At 59.1% G+C, this 16028-nt stretch carries 12 protein-coding genes; 1 reads left to right on the top strand and 11 read right to left on the bottom strand.

What is annotated here, in order from left to right; translation table 11 throughout:
- Positions 1 to 65 precede the first annotated feature (65 nt).
- The 7 genes from QFI97_RS10780 to QFI97_RS10750 all read right to left on the bottom strand — a co-directional run bounded on the left by QFI97_RS10780 (position 66) and on the right by QFI97_RS10750 (position 7838).
- The gene (locus QFI97_RS10780) at positions 66 to 818 is read right to left on the bottom strand and encodes an amino acid ABC transporter ATP-binding protein (protein WP_095101235.1); all 753 of its coding nucleotides are present in this window, start codon (positions 816 to 818) and stop codon (positions 66 to 68) included.
- Positions 818 to 1882, bottom strand: a complete 1065-nt coding sequence (locus QFI97_RS10775) for an amino acid ABC transporter permease (protein ID WP_346431132.1) — start codon at positions 1880 to 1882, stop codon at positions 818 to 820. The genes QFI97_RS10780 and QFI97_RS10775 overlap by 1 nt, the downstream gene beginning before the upstream one ends.
- Before the next feature lie 9 nt (positions 1883 to 1891).
- A complete protein-coding gene (locus QFI97_RS10770; protein ID WP_346431131.1) occupies positions 1892 to 3115 on the bottom strand; it encodes an amino acid ABC transporter permease in 1224 nt (407 codons plus the stop codon).
- 56 nt (positions 3116 to 3171) lie between these two features.
- A complete protein-coding gene (locus QFI97_RS10765) occupies positions 3172 to 4221 on the bottom strand; it encodes an amino acid ABC transporter substrate-binding protein (protein ID WP_095101229.1) in 1050 nt (349 codons plus the stop codon).
- A gap of 127 nt (positions 4222 to 4348) precedes the next feature.
- The gene (locus tag QFI97_RS10760; RefSeq protein ID WP_346431130.1) at positions 4349 to 5110 is read right to left on the bottom strand and encodes a sulfite exporter TauE/SafE family protein; all 762 of its coding nucleotides are present in this window, start codon (positions 5108 to 5110) and stop codon (positions 4349 to 4351) included.
- A gap of 11 nt (positions 5111 to 5121) precedes the next feature.
- Entirely contained in the window at positions 5122 to 6444 is a 1323-nt protein-coding gene (locus tag QFI97_RS10755) for an MmgE/PrpD family protein (protein ID WP_095101225.1), read from the bottom strand.
- On the bottom strand, positions 6444 to 7838 hold the full coding sequence (locus QFI97_RS10750) for an MmgE/PrpD family protein (protein WP_346431129.1): 1395 nt from the start codon (positions 7836 to 7838) through the stop codon (positions 6444 to 6446). The genes QFI97_RS10755 and QFI97_RS10750 overlap by 1 nt, the downstream gene beginning before the upstream one ends.
- A 254-nt stretch (positions 7839 to 8092) precedes the next feature.
- Between QFI97_RS10750 and QFI97_RS10745 the strand changes: the two genes are divergently transcribed.
- Positions 8093 to 8746: a GntR family transcriptional regulator gene (locus QFI97_RS10745; RefSeq protein WP_095101221.1), complete on the top strand. Its 654-nt coding sequence runs from the start codon at positions 8093 to 8095 to the stop codon at positions 8744 to 8746.
- Positions 8747 to 8775: 29 nt separating this feature from the next.
- Here the strand turns inward: QFI97_RS10745 and QFI97_RS10740 are convergent, their stop codons facing one another.
- The 4 genes from QFI97_RS10740 to QFI97_RS10725 form a co-directional block, all read right to left on the bottom strand.
- Complete coding sequence (locus QFI97_RS10740) at positions 8776 to 11091, bottom strand: molybdopterin-dependent oxidoreductase (protein WP_346431128.1); 2316 nt, start codon at positions 11089 to 11091, stop codon at positions 8776 to 8778.
- 42 nt (positions 11092 to 11133) lie between these two features.
- Positions 11134 to 12186, bottom strand: coding sequence for a porin (locus QFI97_RS10735; RefSeq protein WP_268087215.1), 1053 nt, complete (start codon positions 12184 to 12186; stop codon positions 11134 to 11136).
- Between the two features lie 79 nt (positions 12187 to 12265).
- Entirely contained in the window at positions 12266 to 13921 is a 1656-nt protein-coding gene (locus QFI97_RS10730; protein WP_346431127.1) for a hydantoinase B/oxoprolinase family protein, read from the bottom strand.
- Positions 13918 to 16017, bottom strand: coding sequence for a hydantoinase/oxoprolinase family protein (locus tag QFI97_RS10725; protein WP_346431126.1), 2100 nt, complete (start codon positions 16015 to 16017; stop codon positions 13918 to 13920). Before QFI97_RS10725 ends, QFI97_RS10730 begins: the two co-directional genes overlap by 4 nt.
- Positions 16018 to 16028 lie beyond the last annotated feature (11 nt).

Here is a 16028-nt window from a genome sequence, read left to right as displayed (position 1 = left end):
AAACCGAAAGTCCCACTCATGTTGGCAGGCAGACTTGCCAACATGAGTTAACGCGCACCGTTAAGTTAATGGCTCAATATTTGCTCCAGAAATTGCCGGGTGCGTGGATGTTCCGGCTGGCTGAAGAAGCGTTCCGGAGGCGCGGATTCAACAATCTGCCCGTCAGCCATCAGGATCACATTGTCCGCCACCGTGCGCGCAAAACCCATCTCATGGGTAACGACAATCATGGTCATTCCGCCCTCCGCCAAATCCAGCATCACATCCAGCACCTCTTTAATCATCTCAGGGTCGAGCGCCGAGGTGGGCTCATCAAACAGCATAATTTCCGGCTGCATGCACAGCGCGCGGGCAATCGCTACGCGCTGCTGCTGGCCGCCCGACAGCTGCAGCGGGAATTTATGCGCCTGATTGCCAATATGCACTTTCTCCAGATAGTACATCGCCAGCTCCGTCGCCTGCTTCTGGTTCATCTTACGCACCAGCCGTGGGCCGATGGTGAGGTTGTCCAGCACGCTAAGATGCGGGAACAAATTGAACTGCTGAAACAGCATACCGATGCTCAAACGAATGCGGTTGATATTGCGCACGTTGTCATTCATTTCGATGCCGTTCACCAGGATCTGCCCCTGCTGATGCTCTTCCAGACGGTTAATGCAACGGATTAACGTGGATTTTCCCGACCCTGAGGGGCCGCAGATCACCACTCGCTCCCCTTTCGCCACGTTCAGGGATACGTTGTCCAGCACCTGAAATTTTCCGTACCATTTGCTGACGGCGTTCATTTCGATAATCGGGTTTGGTAATGCGACGGACATCAGGCGACTCCTTCTGAGTGGTGGCTGGCATCAATGCGTTTTTCTACCCAGATGGCGTAGCGGGAAAGCATAAAGCCGAACAAAATATAAATGGCCGAGATAAAGACGTAGGTTTCGATGTAGTAGCGCCGCCACAACGGGTCCTGCATCACCGCACTGGTGGCGGTAAGGACGTCAAACAGGCCGATAATAATCACGAATGAGGTATTTTTCATCGCGGCGATAATATGGTTGGTTACCGCCGGCAGACAGATGCGCAGCGCCTGCGGCAGAATAATTTTCGTCGTAGTGTGCCAGTAGCCGAGGTTCAGCACGGTCGCCGCTTCATACTGCCCACGCGGTACGGATTGCAGGCCGCCGCGGATGACTTCCGCCTGATAGCAGGCGAAAAACAGCGCGATGCCGACGATAATCCGCAGCAGCTTGTTGATCTCCATATTGGTAGGCAAAAACAGCGGAAACACGTTCACCGCGACAAACAGAATGGTGATCAGCGGCACGCCGCGCAATCCTTCAATAAAGATCACCGACAGCCCGCGCAAAAACGGCAGCGGCGAACGTCGTCCCAGAGCCAGCGCTACCGAGACGGGCATGCCGATAACCACCGTGCCGGAAAACAGCAGCAGCGTCAGCGGTAGCCCGCCCCAGTCGGCAGACTGAACGGGCGGCAGGCCAAACGCGCCGCCGCTCATCAGGCAGGACATTGCCGCCAGCGCGACGCCCCACAGCGGCCACAGAAACCGCGAGTGCCAGCACGCGGGCGACAGCGACAATCCCACGCTGACGAACCAAATCAGCATGCACAGCGCCGGACGCCACTGCTGTTCATAAGGATACAGCCCGAACAGAATCGGCCGGTATTTTTCGCCGATCACCGCCCAACACGCGCCCGCCGCCGCGCGGCACTGCTCCACGCCGCCGGTAAATACCGCATCCGTCACGCCCCAGCGCAGCAGCTTGCCGCCAACCATGAAAATCAGGGCCAGAAGCGCCAGGGTGAGCGCAGTCTGAGCGACGTTGCTGAACAGATTACGCCGTAGCCAGTAAATAGCCGAATGTTGCATTGCCACTCCTTAGCGCTCTTTAATGGCGACGTAGCGGTTAAAGATATTCATCAGCAGCGAGGTTGTGCTGCTGATAATCAAATACACCACCATCATAATGGCGATAGCTTCCAGCGCCTGTCCGGTCTGATTCATTAAGGTATTACTGATATTCGCCAGTTCCGGATAGCCCACCACCACGGCAATGGAGCTGTTTTTCGCCAGGCTGACGTACTGGCTGGCCAGCGGCGGCACCATCACCCGCATCGCCTGCGGAATAATGACGTGCCGAATCACATGCCAGGGCGATAGCGACAGCGAACGCGCCGCCTCAAGCTGCCCTTTCGGCACCGACTGGATCCCGGCGCGGACGATTTCCGCAATAAAAGCGGAGGAATAAAGCGCAATTCCCAGCAGCAAGGCGGTGAATTCCGGACTGATGGTAAAGCCGCCGCGAAAGTTAAAGCCCCGCAGTTCCGGGCGGTCAATAGCATGGGGGGCGCCGCCTAACCACCAGGCCAGCAGCGGCAAACCGATAATAAGCGCCACGCGCAGGCGGGCGACAGGTAGCAGGCGTCCTTGCTGCTCGCGTAACCGTCGCGCCAGCGTCGACAGGACGATATTTAACGCCAGCGCCGCCAGCAGAGCCCAAAACGTCCACAGCCAGCCGGGGTGCGCCTGCAAAACGGTAAAGGTCAGACCGCGGTTGGTCAGATAACCCGCCCCACCCAGTTCGATCGCCGCGCGCGGCGAAGGCAGGTTGCGGATCACCACCGACCAGAAAATCACCTGTAAAATAACCGGCACGTTGCGCAGCAGCTCGACGTAGCCTTCCGCCAGCTTCACCAGCAGCCAGTTTTTCGAGACGCGTCCAAGACCGACGATGAATCCCAACAGGGTTGCCAGCACGATGCCGCAGGCGGTGACATACAGGGTGTTGAGTAAACCGACCAGCACTGCCCTGGCGTAGCTGTCGCGCGGGGTATAGTCGATTAGCGTTTCGCCGATGGCGAACTGGGCGCTTTGCTTCAGAAAGCCGAAGCCGGTGGTGATGCGCTGCGTTTGCAGGTTTTCCACCACGTTGTTGTAGAGCCATCCGCAAAAACCCACCAGCAGCGCGGCCAGCAGGATCTGGTAACACCAGGCGCGCGTGGTTTTGCTGCCGACGAGCGACGAAGGACGAAACGCGGCGTCCTGCGTCGGCGTGGCGGGAGATCTTGTGCAGGTGTTTGCTTGTTCTGGTTGTTTCATCATGTCAGGATCGGGCATACAAACCAAAAGAAAGGTCCCTGCTAACAGGGACATTCAGGTTAACGGATCGGTAAGCCATACAGGAGGCCGCCGTCGTTCCATAACTTATTCAGATCGCGATCGAGGGGTTCCGTGCTTTGCGGCCCAAAGTGGCGGTTATAAATATCGCCGTAGTTACCGACCTGCTTCACCACGTTATAAGCCCATTTGTTATCCAGCCCCAGCTTCTGACCAAAGTCGCCGCTCACGCCCAACAGAGCCTGAACATCCGGATCGGCAGATTTCAGCTGCTCGTCCACGTTGGCCTGGCTGGTCTTCAGCTCCTCGGCGTTGAAAGTGGCATAAACCACCCACTTAACAATATCAAACCACTGGTCGTCGCCTTTGCGCACCGCCATTGCCAGCGGCTCCTTCGAATAGATACCCGGCAGGATCGTATGGTCGTCCGGCTTTTCCGCGTCGAAGTTTTTCACCCCCGGCAGCGCAACCTTGTCGCGGGCGATCGCGTCGCAGCGCCCGGCCAGGTAGGCGGCAACGTACTCTTTGTTATTCTCAATAACGACCGGCGTATAGTGCAGATGACGGGAGGTGAAGATCTGCGCCACGTTTTGCTCCGTGCTGCTGCCGGGCGTGATGCAGACGGTCGCGCCGTCAAGGTCCTCGATCTTCTTTACACCGCTGTTGGCGCGCACCATAAAGCCGGTGCCGGTGTAAAAGTTAGGCGGCGCAAAATTCAGCCCCAGCGACACGTCGCGGGTCAGCGAGGCGGTGATATTGCGCGACAGCACATCCACTTCGCCGGACTGAATCGCCGGGAATCGCTGCGCCGTGGAGAGCGGCGTAAAGCGAACCTTTTTCGCGTCGCCAAAAACGGCCGCCGCCAGCGCGCGGCAAAAATCGACGTCCAGCCCGACCCAGTTGCCTTTATTGTCGATGGATGAGAAACCGTGGCGCGCAGGATGCACGCCGCAAATCAGCTCTCCGCGGGCTTTAATTTTCTTCAGCGTTTCGCCGCTGCTGGCGGACGCGTCTGCGCCATACGCCGGGAGGACGAAGCTCCCGGACGCGATCAGCAGAATTGCCGCCACCGTTTTGATACTTTTGCGCATAATCGCCCCTTTTCCCGGTTAATTTTTTATATTTACTAATATTTGCTATCAACTTGTCTGACTATGTTCAGCGCATCCCCCAGCCCCTGGCAAAGAACGAATATGCCGGAACAAATGAGAAAATGGTCTAACTCAGCCATCCCTGCACGCCCTGCCATATCAGCTGTGCGCTCAACAGCAGCATCGTTAGCCTGAACACCACGCGAAACAATTTTTCCGGCAGATTATCGAGCAGCCGCGAGCCCAGCCAGGTACCCAGCGCCCCGCTGACGATCATCGCCGTCAGCACCGGCAGCCATGCGGCCCAGGCAAACCCCATCAGGCCGAAGGCCAGAATCTTAAGCCCGTGCTGAAGCACCATGCAGGTCGCATGCGTGGCGATAAGCGGCTGCCGTTTCAGCCCCTGAGAGCTGATAAGCCCGGCGACCATCGGGCCGGTCGCGCCAACAATCATCGTCCCCAGGCTGCTGATCCCGCCGCCGATGACGAAAAATAGCTTATTGAGCGGCTTCGCCTCGCCACGCTTATGAAAAACCGTCCACAGGATGAACGCCGCTAACGCGATGCGCGCCACGCTGTCCGGAATCGCGGCCGCCAGCGGCGCGCCGAGAGCGATGCCGACGGCACTGCCCAGCAAAAACCACAGCACCAGCGGCCAGACGACGTAAATACGCTGAATGAGCGTACGGCTGAGATTCGATCCCAGCTGCACCATCCCGTGGACCGGCATCAGACTGGCTACCGGCATCCCCAGCCCCATCACGGCCAGCAGGGCCGTACCGCCGCCCAGCCCCATCGCGGCCGTCAGCGCCGAGGTAAGAAAGCTGCAAAACACCATAACGCCGGCAAACAGCGGCGAAATATCGGCGGGGATTAAGTGTAATGTCATGGCCGTCCCGCTCAGCGATAGTCGTCTTGCAGCAGGCGCGCATAGAGCCCCCGCGCATCGTCAGGAGACAATACCCGGCCAGCGCAATCGAGGAATTTTTGCGCCAGCAAGCCTTCCGGCAGTGGGTTCGCCGGGCTGGAGCCCCGAGCCCCCGCGATATGCTGATGAAACTGTCGTCCGTCGGTGGCGGTCAGCGTCACGTACGCGCTGTGGGTCGTCGGCTCGTCATGGCAGCTCAGCGTCACCTTGCGTAATAATTCCTGGGTTGCCGGATCGGCAAAACGCGTGTTTTCAATAAAATCGTCCAGCGTCAGGGTGCCGGCGACAAAGGCACGCGCCACGCAATAATGCAGGCTGAATTTCCCCGCCAGCGGATTTTCCGGCTGCGGAATATTGATATGTGGGAAACGGATCGGATGGACCTGCACCTCAATACGCTCCACCTGCTCCGGGTTGAGTCCCGTTTGCTCGCGCAGCGCCAGCACGCCGTCAACCGGCGACAAGATCGCGTAGCAGCAGGAAAAATATTTAAAGTTGTTGCTCTTCTCGGTATCAAGAATGTACGGCGTACCGTCCCAGGGTTCGGTCAGCGCGGACGGGTCGACATTGTCGCTGCCGTTGAAGACGTTGAAATAGCCGTGATGGTGCTCAAACGCCGTCTGTCCGGCGCTGAAGTCTTCCCGCGCCAGCAGCGCCGCCATGACCGCGCTGCGCGCCGCCTGCCCCACCACCAGCGCCTTGGTCTGGCTGCCAAAGTTGGATTTAATGCCGGAAGATAATGACGCGCAAATTGATAGCGCCGTCGCGGTTTGTTCTTCCGTTAACGCCAGCAGTACGGCGCAGGCGGCAACACCGGCAAAAATCCCCACGGTCGTCGTCGGATGCCAGCCGTGCCGGTACTGGAACGGGCTGACCGCTTTGCCCATCCGCACGGCGGTTTCATACCCGCAAAGATAAGCGCGCACGATCGCCTCGCCGTTAAGCTCATATTCATCCGCCAGTGCCAGCACGGCGGGCAGCACGGCGACAGAAATATGCCCATGTAGCCAGGAGTTGGAATCATCAAAATCCAGCAAATGGGACGACGCGCCGTTCAGCAGCGCGGCATCCAGCGCGTTAAGGCGCAAAGCGGTGCCAAAAACGCGGCTTTTACCGGTTGCCGCAGAAGGCGCAATCACATGGCGAAGTTTCTCCGCCCCGTCCTGTACGCCGCCTGCCAGCGTTACGCCGAGCGTATCAATAATGGCGGTTCGCGCCTGCTCCTGCGCCGCCGGTGAAAACGTCTGGCGCGAGAAACGCAGCATGTTTGCGGCCATTTGTCTGGCAATGGTCATTAATAGGTATCCTTACTAAAGTCGGCGTTGTCGCCTGCCAGCAGCGCGGTAATCTGCGCCAGCGAGCCGGGGCGTTCAAAATGCGCGGCGGCCAGGTAGAGCGCACTGCTGCGCTCTGCGCCTAGCGCCGGAATCGCCAGAGAGTCGAATTTGGCGCGCAGCTCCTCATCGGTTAACGGGTTTTGCGCGTGGCCGCGATACACCTCGGTCGCGGCGTGAAGTTTCTCGCCGTCCTCCAGCCAGACGTCAATAAACGCCGAACTGGCGGACTGCCCCTCAACGGCCTGCACGTTCATTAGCGGCAGCAGCGCGCGGGCGGCGGGATCGGCCACCGTTTGCGGCGTAAAATCCGTATCGGTAAGCGCGTACCCGCTGAGCGCCAGCGCAATGCAGTGCGGAATGCTGAATTTGCTCTCCAGCGGCGTTTGCGGATTGAGGATCCCCGCGTTCACCATTCCCATTGGATGCACCTTTGCCTCAATGCGGGCGATCTTCCGGCCTTTAAGCTGGGGGTAAAGCTGGCGGGCGGTCTCGATGGAGGCATGCGTTCCACGGCAGCTGGCATACAGCTTGTAGCCATTGGTCAGCAGTTCCCAACTTTCGCCGAAATCGAGCGGCGGGATCTCCGCGCTGCCGTCCTGAATAAAGTTTTTTACCCAGCCGTCGGCTTCAAAGAAATGGTGCGCGCCGACAAAACCTTCGGACGCCAGCTGCGCGGCAAGAATACCGTCCATTGCCGCCTTACCCGCATGGAAAGGCTTGCCGTGGGTACCGGAGGATTTTTGCAGGCCGCCCATCATGGTCGCCGCCGCGCCGAGCGCGTTTTGTATTTGTTCTTCGTTAAGCCCAAGAATTGAAGAGGCTACCGCCGTCGCCCCGACTCGCCCGACGATCGAGGTCGGATGAAAGCCGCGACGCTGCAGATTGCGTCCGACGCCTGGCACCCAGCCGCCGCCCAGTTTCGCCATCACTTCAAATCCGGCGATAAACGCCTTCAGCACGCGTTCCTCGCTGACCGGATGCGCCTGCGCCATTGCCAGCGCCGTCGACCAGCACGGGCCGCCCGGATGGCCCGCCCCGGCGGGATGGGTATCGTCGTAATCCGCCGCGTGCGCCATAGTGGCGTTAATCAGCGCCGCCAGCCCCGGCGTAGTCGTTCCGCCAAGCAGAATGCGCGCCTCGCCTGCCGCGTTCCAGACGCTTGCGACCTGCCGCACCGCCCGCACCGCGTCATCGTTCACCGCCCCGAGCGCTACGCCGAGGTAATCAATCAGCGCGCGTTTCGCTTCATGCAGAACCGGGTCCGGGATGCGAATTTCATGTGCGTGATGAATAAAATGGCTGAGTTGCGCCCCTCGCTGATATGGGACAGATGCGACGTCTGATATCGTCATGATGGGTTTCCCTGATGCTGGTAACTAAAATAAATCATATAAAACAATACAATGCTTAATTGAATTCATTTGTATACAATAAATCATGGCGTAAACATATCAGCGACGGAGCGAAGGTCAAAAGATGTTTTTTAGCTATGCTAATAACAAAATGAGCGATAAAACATTATTTACTGTGGCAATATGACGCTATCATCAATTGCACTCGACCCCAGCAGCCTTACCTGCAAACTGGAAAATATCCCCTAAAAATTATGAACTTAAAACCTGGCGAGCGTGATGTGACATTGTCACCTTTTGAGATACTGATTACCGCGATTGAACGCGGTGAACTTCTCCCCGGAGAACGATTACAGGAAACGCGGTTGGCAGCGCAGTTTGGTCTGAGCAGAACGCCTATACGTGAGGCGTTACACCGGCTGGAAACGCTCGGCCTGGCGGAACCGGGCCCCAAACGCGGGCTGATTGTCGCGAATATCAGCTACGATCGTCTGCGTCAGCTTTTTGCCGTCCGTGAAGGGCTGGAAAAAATCGCTATACAGCTGGCGGTGACCGCCGCGTCCGATGAAGAAATCGCGCTCCTGCAAAGGATGGTCGACGCTGAAAAAACGATGACCGACAGTAAAACGCTGCACGATCATAACCGCCTGTTTCATCGTCAAATTTATCGATCCACTCATAATCCTTATCTTAATGAAATGCTTGATAACCTGCGTATCCATCTCTCTCTGTTGCGCGGCACGACCTACGCATTGTCCGATCGGGCGGAAGAAGCGAAATGCGAGCATCAGGCAATGGTGGACGCCCTCGCCCGCCGCGACGCCGACGCGGCGCAGGAGGCCGCCTGCCTGCATATCCGCAACGGCTACCGCGCACGCCTTGCCATCATCAGCCAGCTGGATAATTAAAACACGCCCGCAATTTCGCGGGCGGCGCATTATACCTCCGGCGGCGGCTTGATGGCTGCCGTCAGCCGCGGCGGAATAAACGCCTTTACCGGCGGCAGAACGCCCTCATATTTGACCATCTCTACCGGGGCTATCTGCCCGGTACACCCCTGCGCCAGCGATGAAGTGCCTGCGTCGAGGGTGACGACGTTGGGGTTACCGTGGACGCAAAAAGGCGCGTCAGCCAGCGGCTCCAGCGGATCGAACCATGCGCCGGTCGGCACCTGGATCACGCCGGGCATGATGTCTTCCGTCACCTTCGCGCAGGCCAGCAGCGCTCCTCTCTGATTAAAAATCTTCACGATATCGCCCGTACGTATCGCCCTTTTCAGCGCATCCCGCGGATGAATCTGGCATATTTCCCGCTCTTTTTGCTTGTGCCGCGCGCTCCACTGTCCAAAATCAAGCTGGCTGTGCAGGCGCGTGGCCGGCTGATTCGCGATAAGCCAGAGAGAGTGCTGCCGATCGGGCTGCTGAGTCGGCGGCAGCCACGCCGGATGTCCCGGACAATCCGCATAGCCGAAACGCGCGATGGTGCGGGAAAAGAGTTCTATTTTCCCGCTGGGCGTCGCTAGCGGGGCGTTGTCCGGGTCGGCTCGAAAGCCCCGCATCAGCCGATCGCCGTCCTGAATCTGCGGCAACAGCAGCGTTCCTGCCTGCCAGAAGGCGTCGAAATCGGGTACGCGAATAGCGTGCTCGCCCAGTTTTGCCTGCATCTGGCCGTAAAGATGGCGCAGCCATTGCTGGCTGCTGCGACCTTCGGTAAAGGCGCGTTCCGCGCCAAACCGTCGCGCCAGCGCCGCAAAAATCGTATAGTCGTCCCGCGCCTCGCCCTGCGGCGCTCTCACTTTCTGCATCGCCACCAGCAGAGGATCGGTCGGCGTGCCGCCGATGTCATCACGCTCAAGGGTCATCGTGGCAGGCAGAACAATATCGGCATGACGCGCCGTGGCCGTCCAGAACGGTTCATGAACGATAAGCGTATCCAGCCGGCTGAAGGCGCGACGCAGCCTGCCGAGATCCTGATGGTGATGGAACGGGTTGCCGCCTGCCCACCATGCCAGCTTAATCGCCGGATAGGTCAGCCGCTGGCCGTTAAAATCATAGCGTTCGCCGGGATTAAGCAGCATATCGGCAATTCTGGCCACCGGAATAAAGGTATTAACCTGATTCACCCCCTGCGGGAACGCCGGGAAAGCAACCACGTTATGATGCTTGCCGTAATGCCCAATCGCCCCCAGCGCATAGGCGTAGCCGCCGCCGGGTAATCCGGGCTGGCCTAATACCGCCGCCAGCGCCAGCCCCAGCCATACCGGCTGCTCGCCGTGTTCCGCGCGCTGTAATGAGTGTGAGACCGTTACCAGCACCCGCTTACCGACAAGTTCGCGGGCCAGCGAGGCAATCTTGTCTTCCGGGGTCCGGCAAATCGCCGCCGCCCAGCGCGGCGTTTTCGCCTGGCCGTCGGTATTGCCCAGCACGTAGGCTTCAAATTGCCGCCAGCCCTCGCAGTAACGACTGAGAAACGCCCGGTCGGCACTCCCGGTGACGACAATTTCGTGGATCAGCGCCAGCATCAGCGCCGCATCGCTGCCGGGGACGACCGACCGCCATTCGGCGCGGGCCTCTGGCGGCATATCCGTTCGCAGAGGACTGAAATTGATAAACCTGGCCCCTCTTGCGGCGGCCTGACGCATAAACTCCCGCTCGGTATGGCGGCTGATGCCGCCGCTGGCCACCTGCGAATTTTTCAGCGCCATGCCGCCAAAAGAGAGAATGATATCCGTATGCGCGGCGATATCATCCCAGCTGACGCCGCGACGGGCCACCTCATTTAATTCGCCGATAATATGGGGCAGGATCACCGCCGCCGCCCCAGAACTGTAGCTATTGACCGAACGAACGTAGCCGCCGATGGTGGTATTCAGAAAGCGATGCACCTGGCTCTGGGCGTGGTGAAAGCGCCCGGCGCTTGACCAGCCGTAAGATCCGCCAAAAACCGCTTCTGGCCCGTACTGGCGATTGACCCGCGCCAGTTCATCGGCGGCGAGATCGAGGACCTGCTCCCATTCCATCTCAATATACTCATCCGCGCCCCGGCGATCGTCAGGGCCCGGGCCGTTCTCCAGCCAGCCGCGTCGGACGGCCGGCTTAACAATTCGCGTCGGGTGGTCGGCAGAACCGGTAAAATTACCTAATAGCGGACTGGGGTCCGGATCGTCATCCCAGGCTTTCACTTTGAGCCTTTGACTCTCCTCAGAGACGCGAAAAACGCCCCAGTGCGAGCTATGCATTTTTTCATTGTTCATGCCGCCACCCTTTTATTAACGTCTGCGTTATGTCATCTGATATCAGAACTGGTACGTTAGCCCAATGCCAAATTTGTCATCGCTATTGACGCCCAGCGGATTATTATCATCCAGGAGGTTAATTTTATAATCGGCATAGGCCAGGATATTTTTATTAATGAAGTATGAGATAGCGACATCAACATATTTTATGATGTTCGTTTCACCTACCCCTTCAATATCTTCCCCGCGCGACTGGAAATATCCCACAAAAGGTTTTACACCGGAGGAAAACAGATATGAGGCAACGGCCTCAAAGCTGTTGGCTTCGTTGGCATAACCGGATGAGCTGATTTTATTCAGGTTATGGCTGTTGGAATAGAGCGCCGCCAGATATAAATGGTTGTCGTCATATTTAATCCCGGTAGCCCAAATCTCGGCGCGGTTGCCCTCCCCCCACTTCAGCTGCTGCTGAGCCGAAGTTCTTTTTGACGTGCTGTACGTACCAAGAACGGTAAGATTATCGACCAGTTCATAGCTCAGCGAGAAACCGTAGCCATCGCCGTTAGTAGCCGTAGCCGACCGCTCTGAGTTGCGCCCCTGATACTGTGCCGACACGTTCAGTCCGTCAACGGCGCCGAACAGATCGCTGTTACGCCAGGTCAGCAAACCGGTCGAGCGGCCGGTCATAAAGTTATCCGCAGTGCTGTAGGTCAGCTCGTCGAAGATCGGCGCTTTATCGGTGATCGACGCCACATCATAAGTCACCCCCCAGTTGCGTCCATAGTCGATGGAGCCGAAGCGGTTAAACTTCAGGCCAGCAAAGGCCAGACGCGTTTTATTGCCGTCCTGGGCATCGCTGCCTTCGGAGTTATTGGCCTGAAAATTATATTCCCACTGACCAAATCCGGTCAGGCTATCGTTAATTTGAGTCTGGCCTTTAAATCCCAGCCTGACATAAGACGCGTCACCATCAACGCTGCTGCTATCGCTGAAATAATGTCTCGCACGGATGCTGCCATACAGATCCAGCTTATTTTGATCCTTATTAAAAATTTCCGCCGCATGGGTCGATGAGGCGCTGACAAATAATGCCATAAGAATTATTTTTTTCATTAACTTCCCCAGAGTTTAGGTAATAAAATCCCCGGCCCATTATTGTGAATGGGCCAGCGTACTAACAACGTTGATTAATTTATCTCAGGCGCTGCGCGTATATGCCATAAACGGCGATGGCCTGTTCCTGGCTAATATATCCCGCCTCAACATCGGCAAGAATATCTTGCTCTGTCCGCTGCTGCGGCTTTCCCCAACCGCCGCCGCCGGGCATTTCCAGCACCAGTCGATCGTCGAAAGGGATCTCCTGAATGCCTTTCGCGTTCAGCGGCTTACCCGATGCCAGGTAAAGCCGACCGGTGCGTCCCGGCAACCCTCCTTCGCTGCCGCGCGCGGGATGATTAACCCGGTCGAAGCGAGCATACAGCGCCAGCGGTACGGGAAAACGGTTGCCGATAACCATGCGCTGCCCCAGCCCGCCGCGGTATTGCCCCGCGCCGCCGGAATCCTGGAGCAGAGATTTCTCCCATACCACGACGCTGGTCATGGCCTCCGTGATTTCCACCGGCACATTTTTCACGCCGGAAGGAAACGGCGTGGCGGAAAGCCCGTCGCTCTGCGGCCTCGCGCCCGCGCCGCCGCTGTGGAAACTGGTAGTCATATACGCCTTTCCCCATTCAGAGGCGGGTGCGGCCAAACGCACATTCCACAGGCTGCCGGTACTTTCCGCCGGGGTTTTATCAGCAAGGATCTGGCGCAGGCAGCCGAAAATGAGGTCCGGCAGAAACATCCCAACCAGAGAACGCGCCACGACGGGTCGTGGCCAGTGGGCATTAGCGATGCAGTCTTCCGGCGCCCGCAGCGTAATACATCCCAGCGTCGCCGCATTGTTAGGCAGCGCGGGGGCAATCAGGCTCTTCACGCCAAACGCCGCATAGGCTTCGGTATAGCACAAGGGGCAGTTAATGCCGTAGCGCGACGGCCCGGAGGTCCCTTCCATATCAATATGGATGCCGCTGTCGTCGATGGTGACCGCGGCAACCAGATCGATCGGCTGCTCATAGCCGTCAACCTGCATGCTATTGCGCCATGTTCCGTGCGGCAGCGCGCCGATCGCGGCCATCATCGCCCGCTGGCTGAAGGCCAGAATGCGCGCGCCGACGTCGGAGAAATCCGCCAGCGCATATTCGTCCATCACTTTTTGCAGGCGGCGATTGCCGACATCATTGCAGGCCATCAGCGCAAAAATATCGCCCTCGACCTGCACCGGCTCCCTGACGTTGGCGCGCACGATTTGCAGCAGGCTTTCGTTGACGACGCCGCCCTCGGCCAGCTTCATGATCGGGATAAACAACCCTTCGCCGAAGACCTGGCGCGATTCCGGCGACGGACCGTTGCCGCCGATATCCACCACGTGCGTGGTACAGGCGAACAGCGCGACGGCGCGTCCATGACGAAATACCGGCGTGACCACCGAAATATCCGACAGATGGCCGGTTGCTTTCCAGGGGTCGTTCGTAATGAGCACGTCGCCCGGCGCCAGCGTCTCCAGCGGATAGGCGGCGAGAAAATGCTTCACCGAACGGGCCATTGAGTTCACATGTCCGGGCGTACCGGTCACCGCCTGGGCCAGCATCTCCCCCTCCCGGGAGAATACGCCGGCGGAAACGTCACCCGCTTCCCGGGTTGAGGTGCTGAACCCTGCGCGAATCAGGCTCCTGGCCTGCTCCTCTACCGCCGCGATGAGGCGGCTCCAGATAACCTGCAGCTGAATATCGGAAATAGCAGCGCTCATTTTTCCTCCCGGTGGGCTTGCAAAACAAGATGTTGTTGGCGGCTAAGGGTGACGCTGAATCCCTGCGGCACAACGGTGTTCGTTTCGCTCTCTGCGATAACCGCCGGTCCCAGCAGTCGTGCGCCGATGCGTAACTCCTCGCGCAGATAGATCCCCGCCCGCTGCGCCGACAGCGTGGCGAGATCAACCAACGTCTGCTCACCCTGCGGCGTGGGCGTATACGGATCGTGATTCGGTATAGCGGGGGCCTGTGGAGCGTCGGTCGCAAGACTCAGCCGCAAGCCCCACGTCAGGCACTCCACCTGCATGCCGGGAATGGTGCGATGAAAGTGGCGGGAGTACTCCTCTTCAAAGCGGGCCGTCAGCCATGCGGCGTCACGATCTTCATAGCGTTTTTTTCCGCTCAGGCGCACCGGAATCTCATGCCCCTGCCCCCGGTAGCGCATATAAACGGTGTGTTCCTGATGCAGCGCGGACTCATCCTGCGAACCAGCCGCCAGCGTAGCTTTCGCCTGCTGGTACAGCTGGCCGAAAATGGCGTTCACACGATCGGCGCTAAATGCTTCCAGCGCCAGCAGCTGCGTTTTCACCACCTCGCAGGCCAGCGGCGCCAGCAAAAAGCCGTGCGCCGATCCGACGCCCGCGCCTTTGGGAATAATGACCCGATCGATACCCAGCTTTTGCGCGACGCGCGCCGCATGCATCGGCGCCGCGCCGCCAAAGGCGATCAGCGTCCGGCCTTCAATGGTCAGGCCCCGGTCGGTCGCATGAACCCGCGCGGCGTTAGTCATATTCTCATCAACCACTTCGACCATCGCCATCGCCGCCTGCAGCCCGTCGCGATCGGAATCATCGCTGAGGTGCGTCTGTAAAGCGCGCACGGCGTTGTCCCGCGACAGGGCGATTTTGCCGCCGGCGAATCGCGCGACGTCGATCTTGCCCAGCAGAAGGTCGGCATCGGTAATCGCCGGCAGTTCGCCGCCGCGCGCGTAGCAGGCGGGCCCCGGCTCCGATCCGCTGCTTTCCGGACCAACGTCAATCAGGCCGAGCGCGTTGCGCTTTGCCAGCGAACCGCCGCCTGCCCCGATTTCGACCATATCCACTACCGGAATACGCAGCGGCATGCCGCTGCCTTTCAGAAAGCGATACGCCCGCGCCACCTCAAGCTCGCGGCCGTATTGCGGCACGCCGTCATCAATAAACACCACTTTCGCCGTGGTGCCGCCCATATCGAAGGCGATGGCTTCGGCGATCCCCGCTTCGCGGGCAATATGGGCGGCAAACACCGCCCCGCCCGCCGGGCCTGACTCCACCAGCAGTACAGGGAAACGGCAGGCCTGCTCAAGCGAGGTCAGGCCGCCATTCGACATCATCAGCAGAGTCTGACCGGCGATGCCGCGCTGACGCAGCCCCCGATCCAGCCGCTGCAGATAGCGGGCAATGGTCGGTTGCACGTAGGCGTTAGCGCAGGCGGTGGAGAGACGTTCGTATTCGCGGATCTCCGGACAGACCTCATGCGACAGGGTGATCGAAAGGCCTGGGCGCGCGCGGCGGAGGAGTTCCGCGGCCTGCCGTTCGTGCTCGCCGTTGACATAGCTGTGCAGAAAACCGATCGCCACCGACGTAATTCCCTGCGCATCCAGCTGCGGCAGCAACTCTTCCAGCGAGCGCGGGTCCAGCGGCGTCAGCACGCTGCCGTCGGCGGCCAGCCGCTCGACGACCTCCAAGCGCAGCGCGCGCGGCACCAGCGGTTCCGGACGTTTCATATACAGGTCGGAAACGTCAAAACGATGCTCGTGGGCGATTTCCAGCGTGTCGCGAAAACCCCGGGTCGTGATCAAAGCCGTTTTCGCGCCCTTGCGCTCAATGAGCGCGTTAGTGGCAAGCGTGGTGCCATGCACGACAGCGCTCACTTCCGTCGCCGCCGTCGCCGTCTCATTGAGCAAATTATCAATGCCCTGTAATACGGCCTCTTCCGGCGCGCCGTGGGTCGTCAGACGTTTGGCCGACACCAGCGTGCCGTCGGCGCGCTGCAATACAATATCGGTGAATGTGCCGCCGATATCGACGGCAATTCGGGTTCCTCTTTGCAACATAACCAGTTTCC

The organism is Klebsiella scottii (assembly GCF_036561945.1).
Lineage (GTDB): Bacteria > Pseudomonadota > Gammaproteobacteria > Enterobacterales > Enterobacteriaceae > Klebsiella > Klebsiella scottii.
The sequence above is the reverse complement of the archived record's forward strand: the minus strand, read 5'-3'. Positions and strand labels throughout refer to the sequence as shown.

Coding starts and splice junctions, on each gene's coding strand:
- QFI97_RS10735 (WP_268087215.1), bottom strand. CDS start 12,186: ATGAAAAAAATAATTCTTATGGCATTATTTGTCAGCGCCTCATCGACC.
- QFI97_RS10745 (WP_095101221.1), top strand. CDS start 8,093: ATGAACTTAAAACCTGGCGAGCGTGATGTGACATTGTCACCTTTTGAG.
- QFI97_RS10755 (WP_095101225.1), bottom strand. CDS start 6,444: ATGACCATTGCCAGACAAATGGCCGCAAACATGCTGCGTTTCTCGCGC.
- QFI97_RS10730 (WP_346431127.1), bottom strand. CDS start 13,921: ATGAGCGCTGCTATTTCCGATATTCAGCTGCAGGTTATCTGGAGCCGC.
- QFI97_RS10725 (WP_346431126.1), bottom strand. CDS start 16,017: ATGTTGCAAAGAGGAACCCGAATTGCCGTCGATATCGGCGGCACATTC.
- QFI97_RS10765 (WP_095101229.1), bottom strand. CDS start 4,221: ATGCGCAAAAGTATCAAAACGGTGGCGGCAATTCTGCTGATCGCGTCC.
- QFI97_RS10775 (WP_346431132.1), bottom strand. CDS start 1,882: ATGCAACATTCGGCTATTTACTGGCTACGGCGTAATCTGTTCAGCAAC.
- QFI97_RS10780 (WP_095101235.1), bottom strand. CDS start 818: ATGTCCGTCGCATTACCAAACCCGATTATCGAAATGAACGCCGTCAGC.
- QFI97_RS10750 (WP_346431129.1), bottom strand. CDS start 7,838: ATGACGATATCAGACGTCGCATCTGTCCCATATCAGCGAGGGGCGCAA.
- QFI97_RS10760 (WP_346431130.1), bottom strand. CDS start 5,110: ATGACATTACACTTAATCCCCGCCGATATTTCGCCGCTGTTTGCCGGC.
- QFI97_RS10770 (WP_346431131.1), bottom strand. CDS start 3,115: ATGATGAAACAACCAGAACAAGCAAACACCTGCACAAGATCTCCCGCC.
- QFI97_RS10740 (WP_346431128.1), bottom strand. CDS start 11,091: ATGAACAATGAAAAAATGCATAGCTCGCACTGGGGCGTTTTTCGCGTC.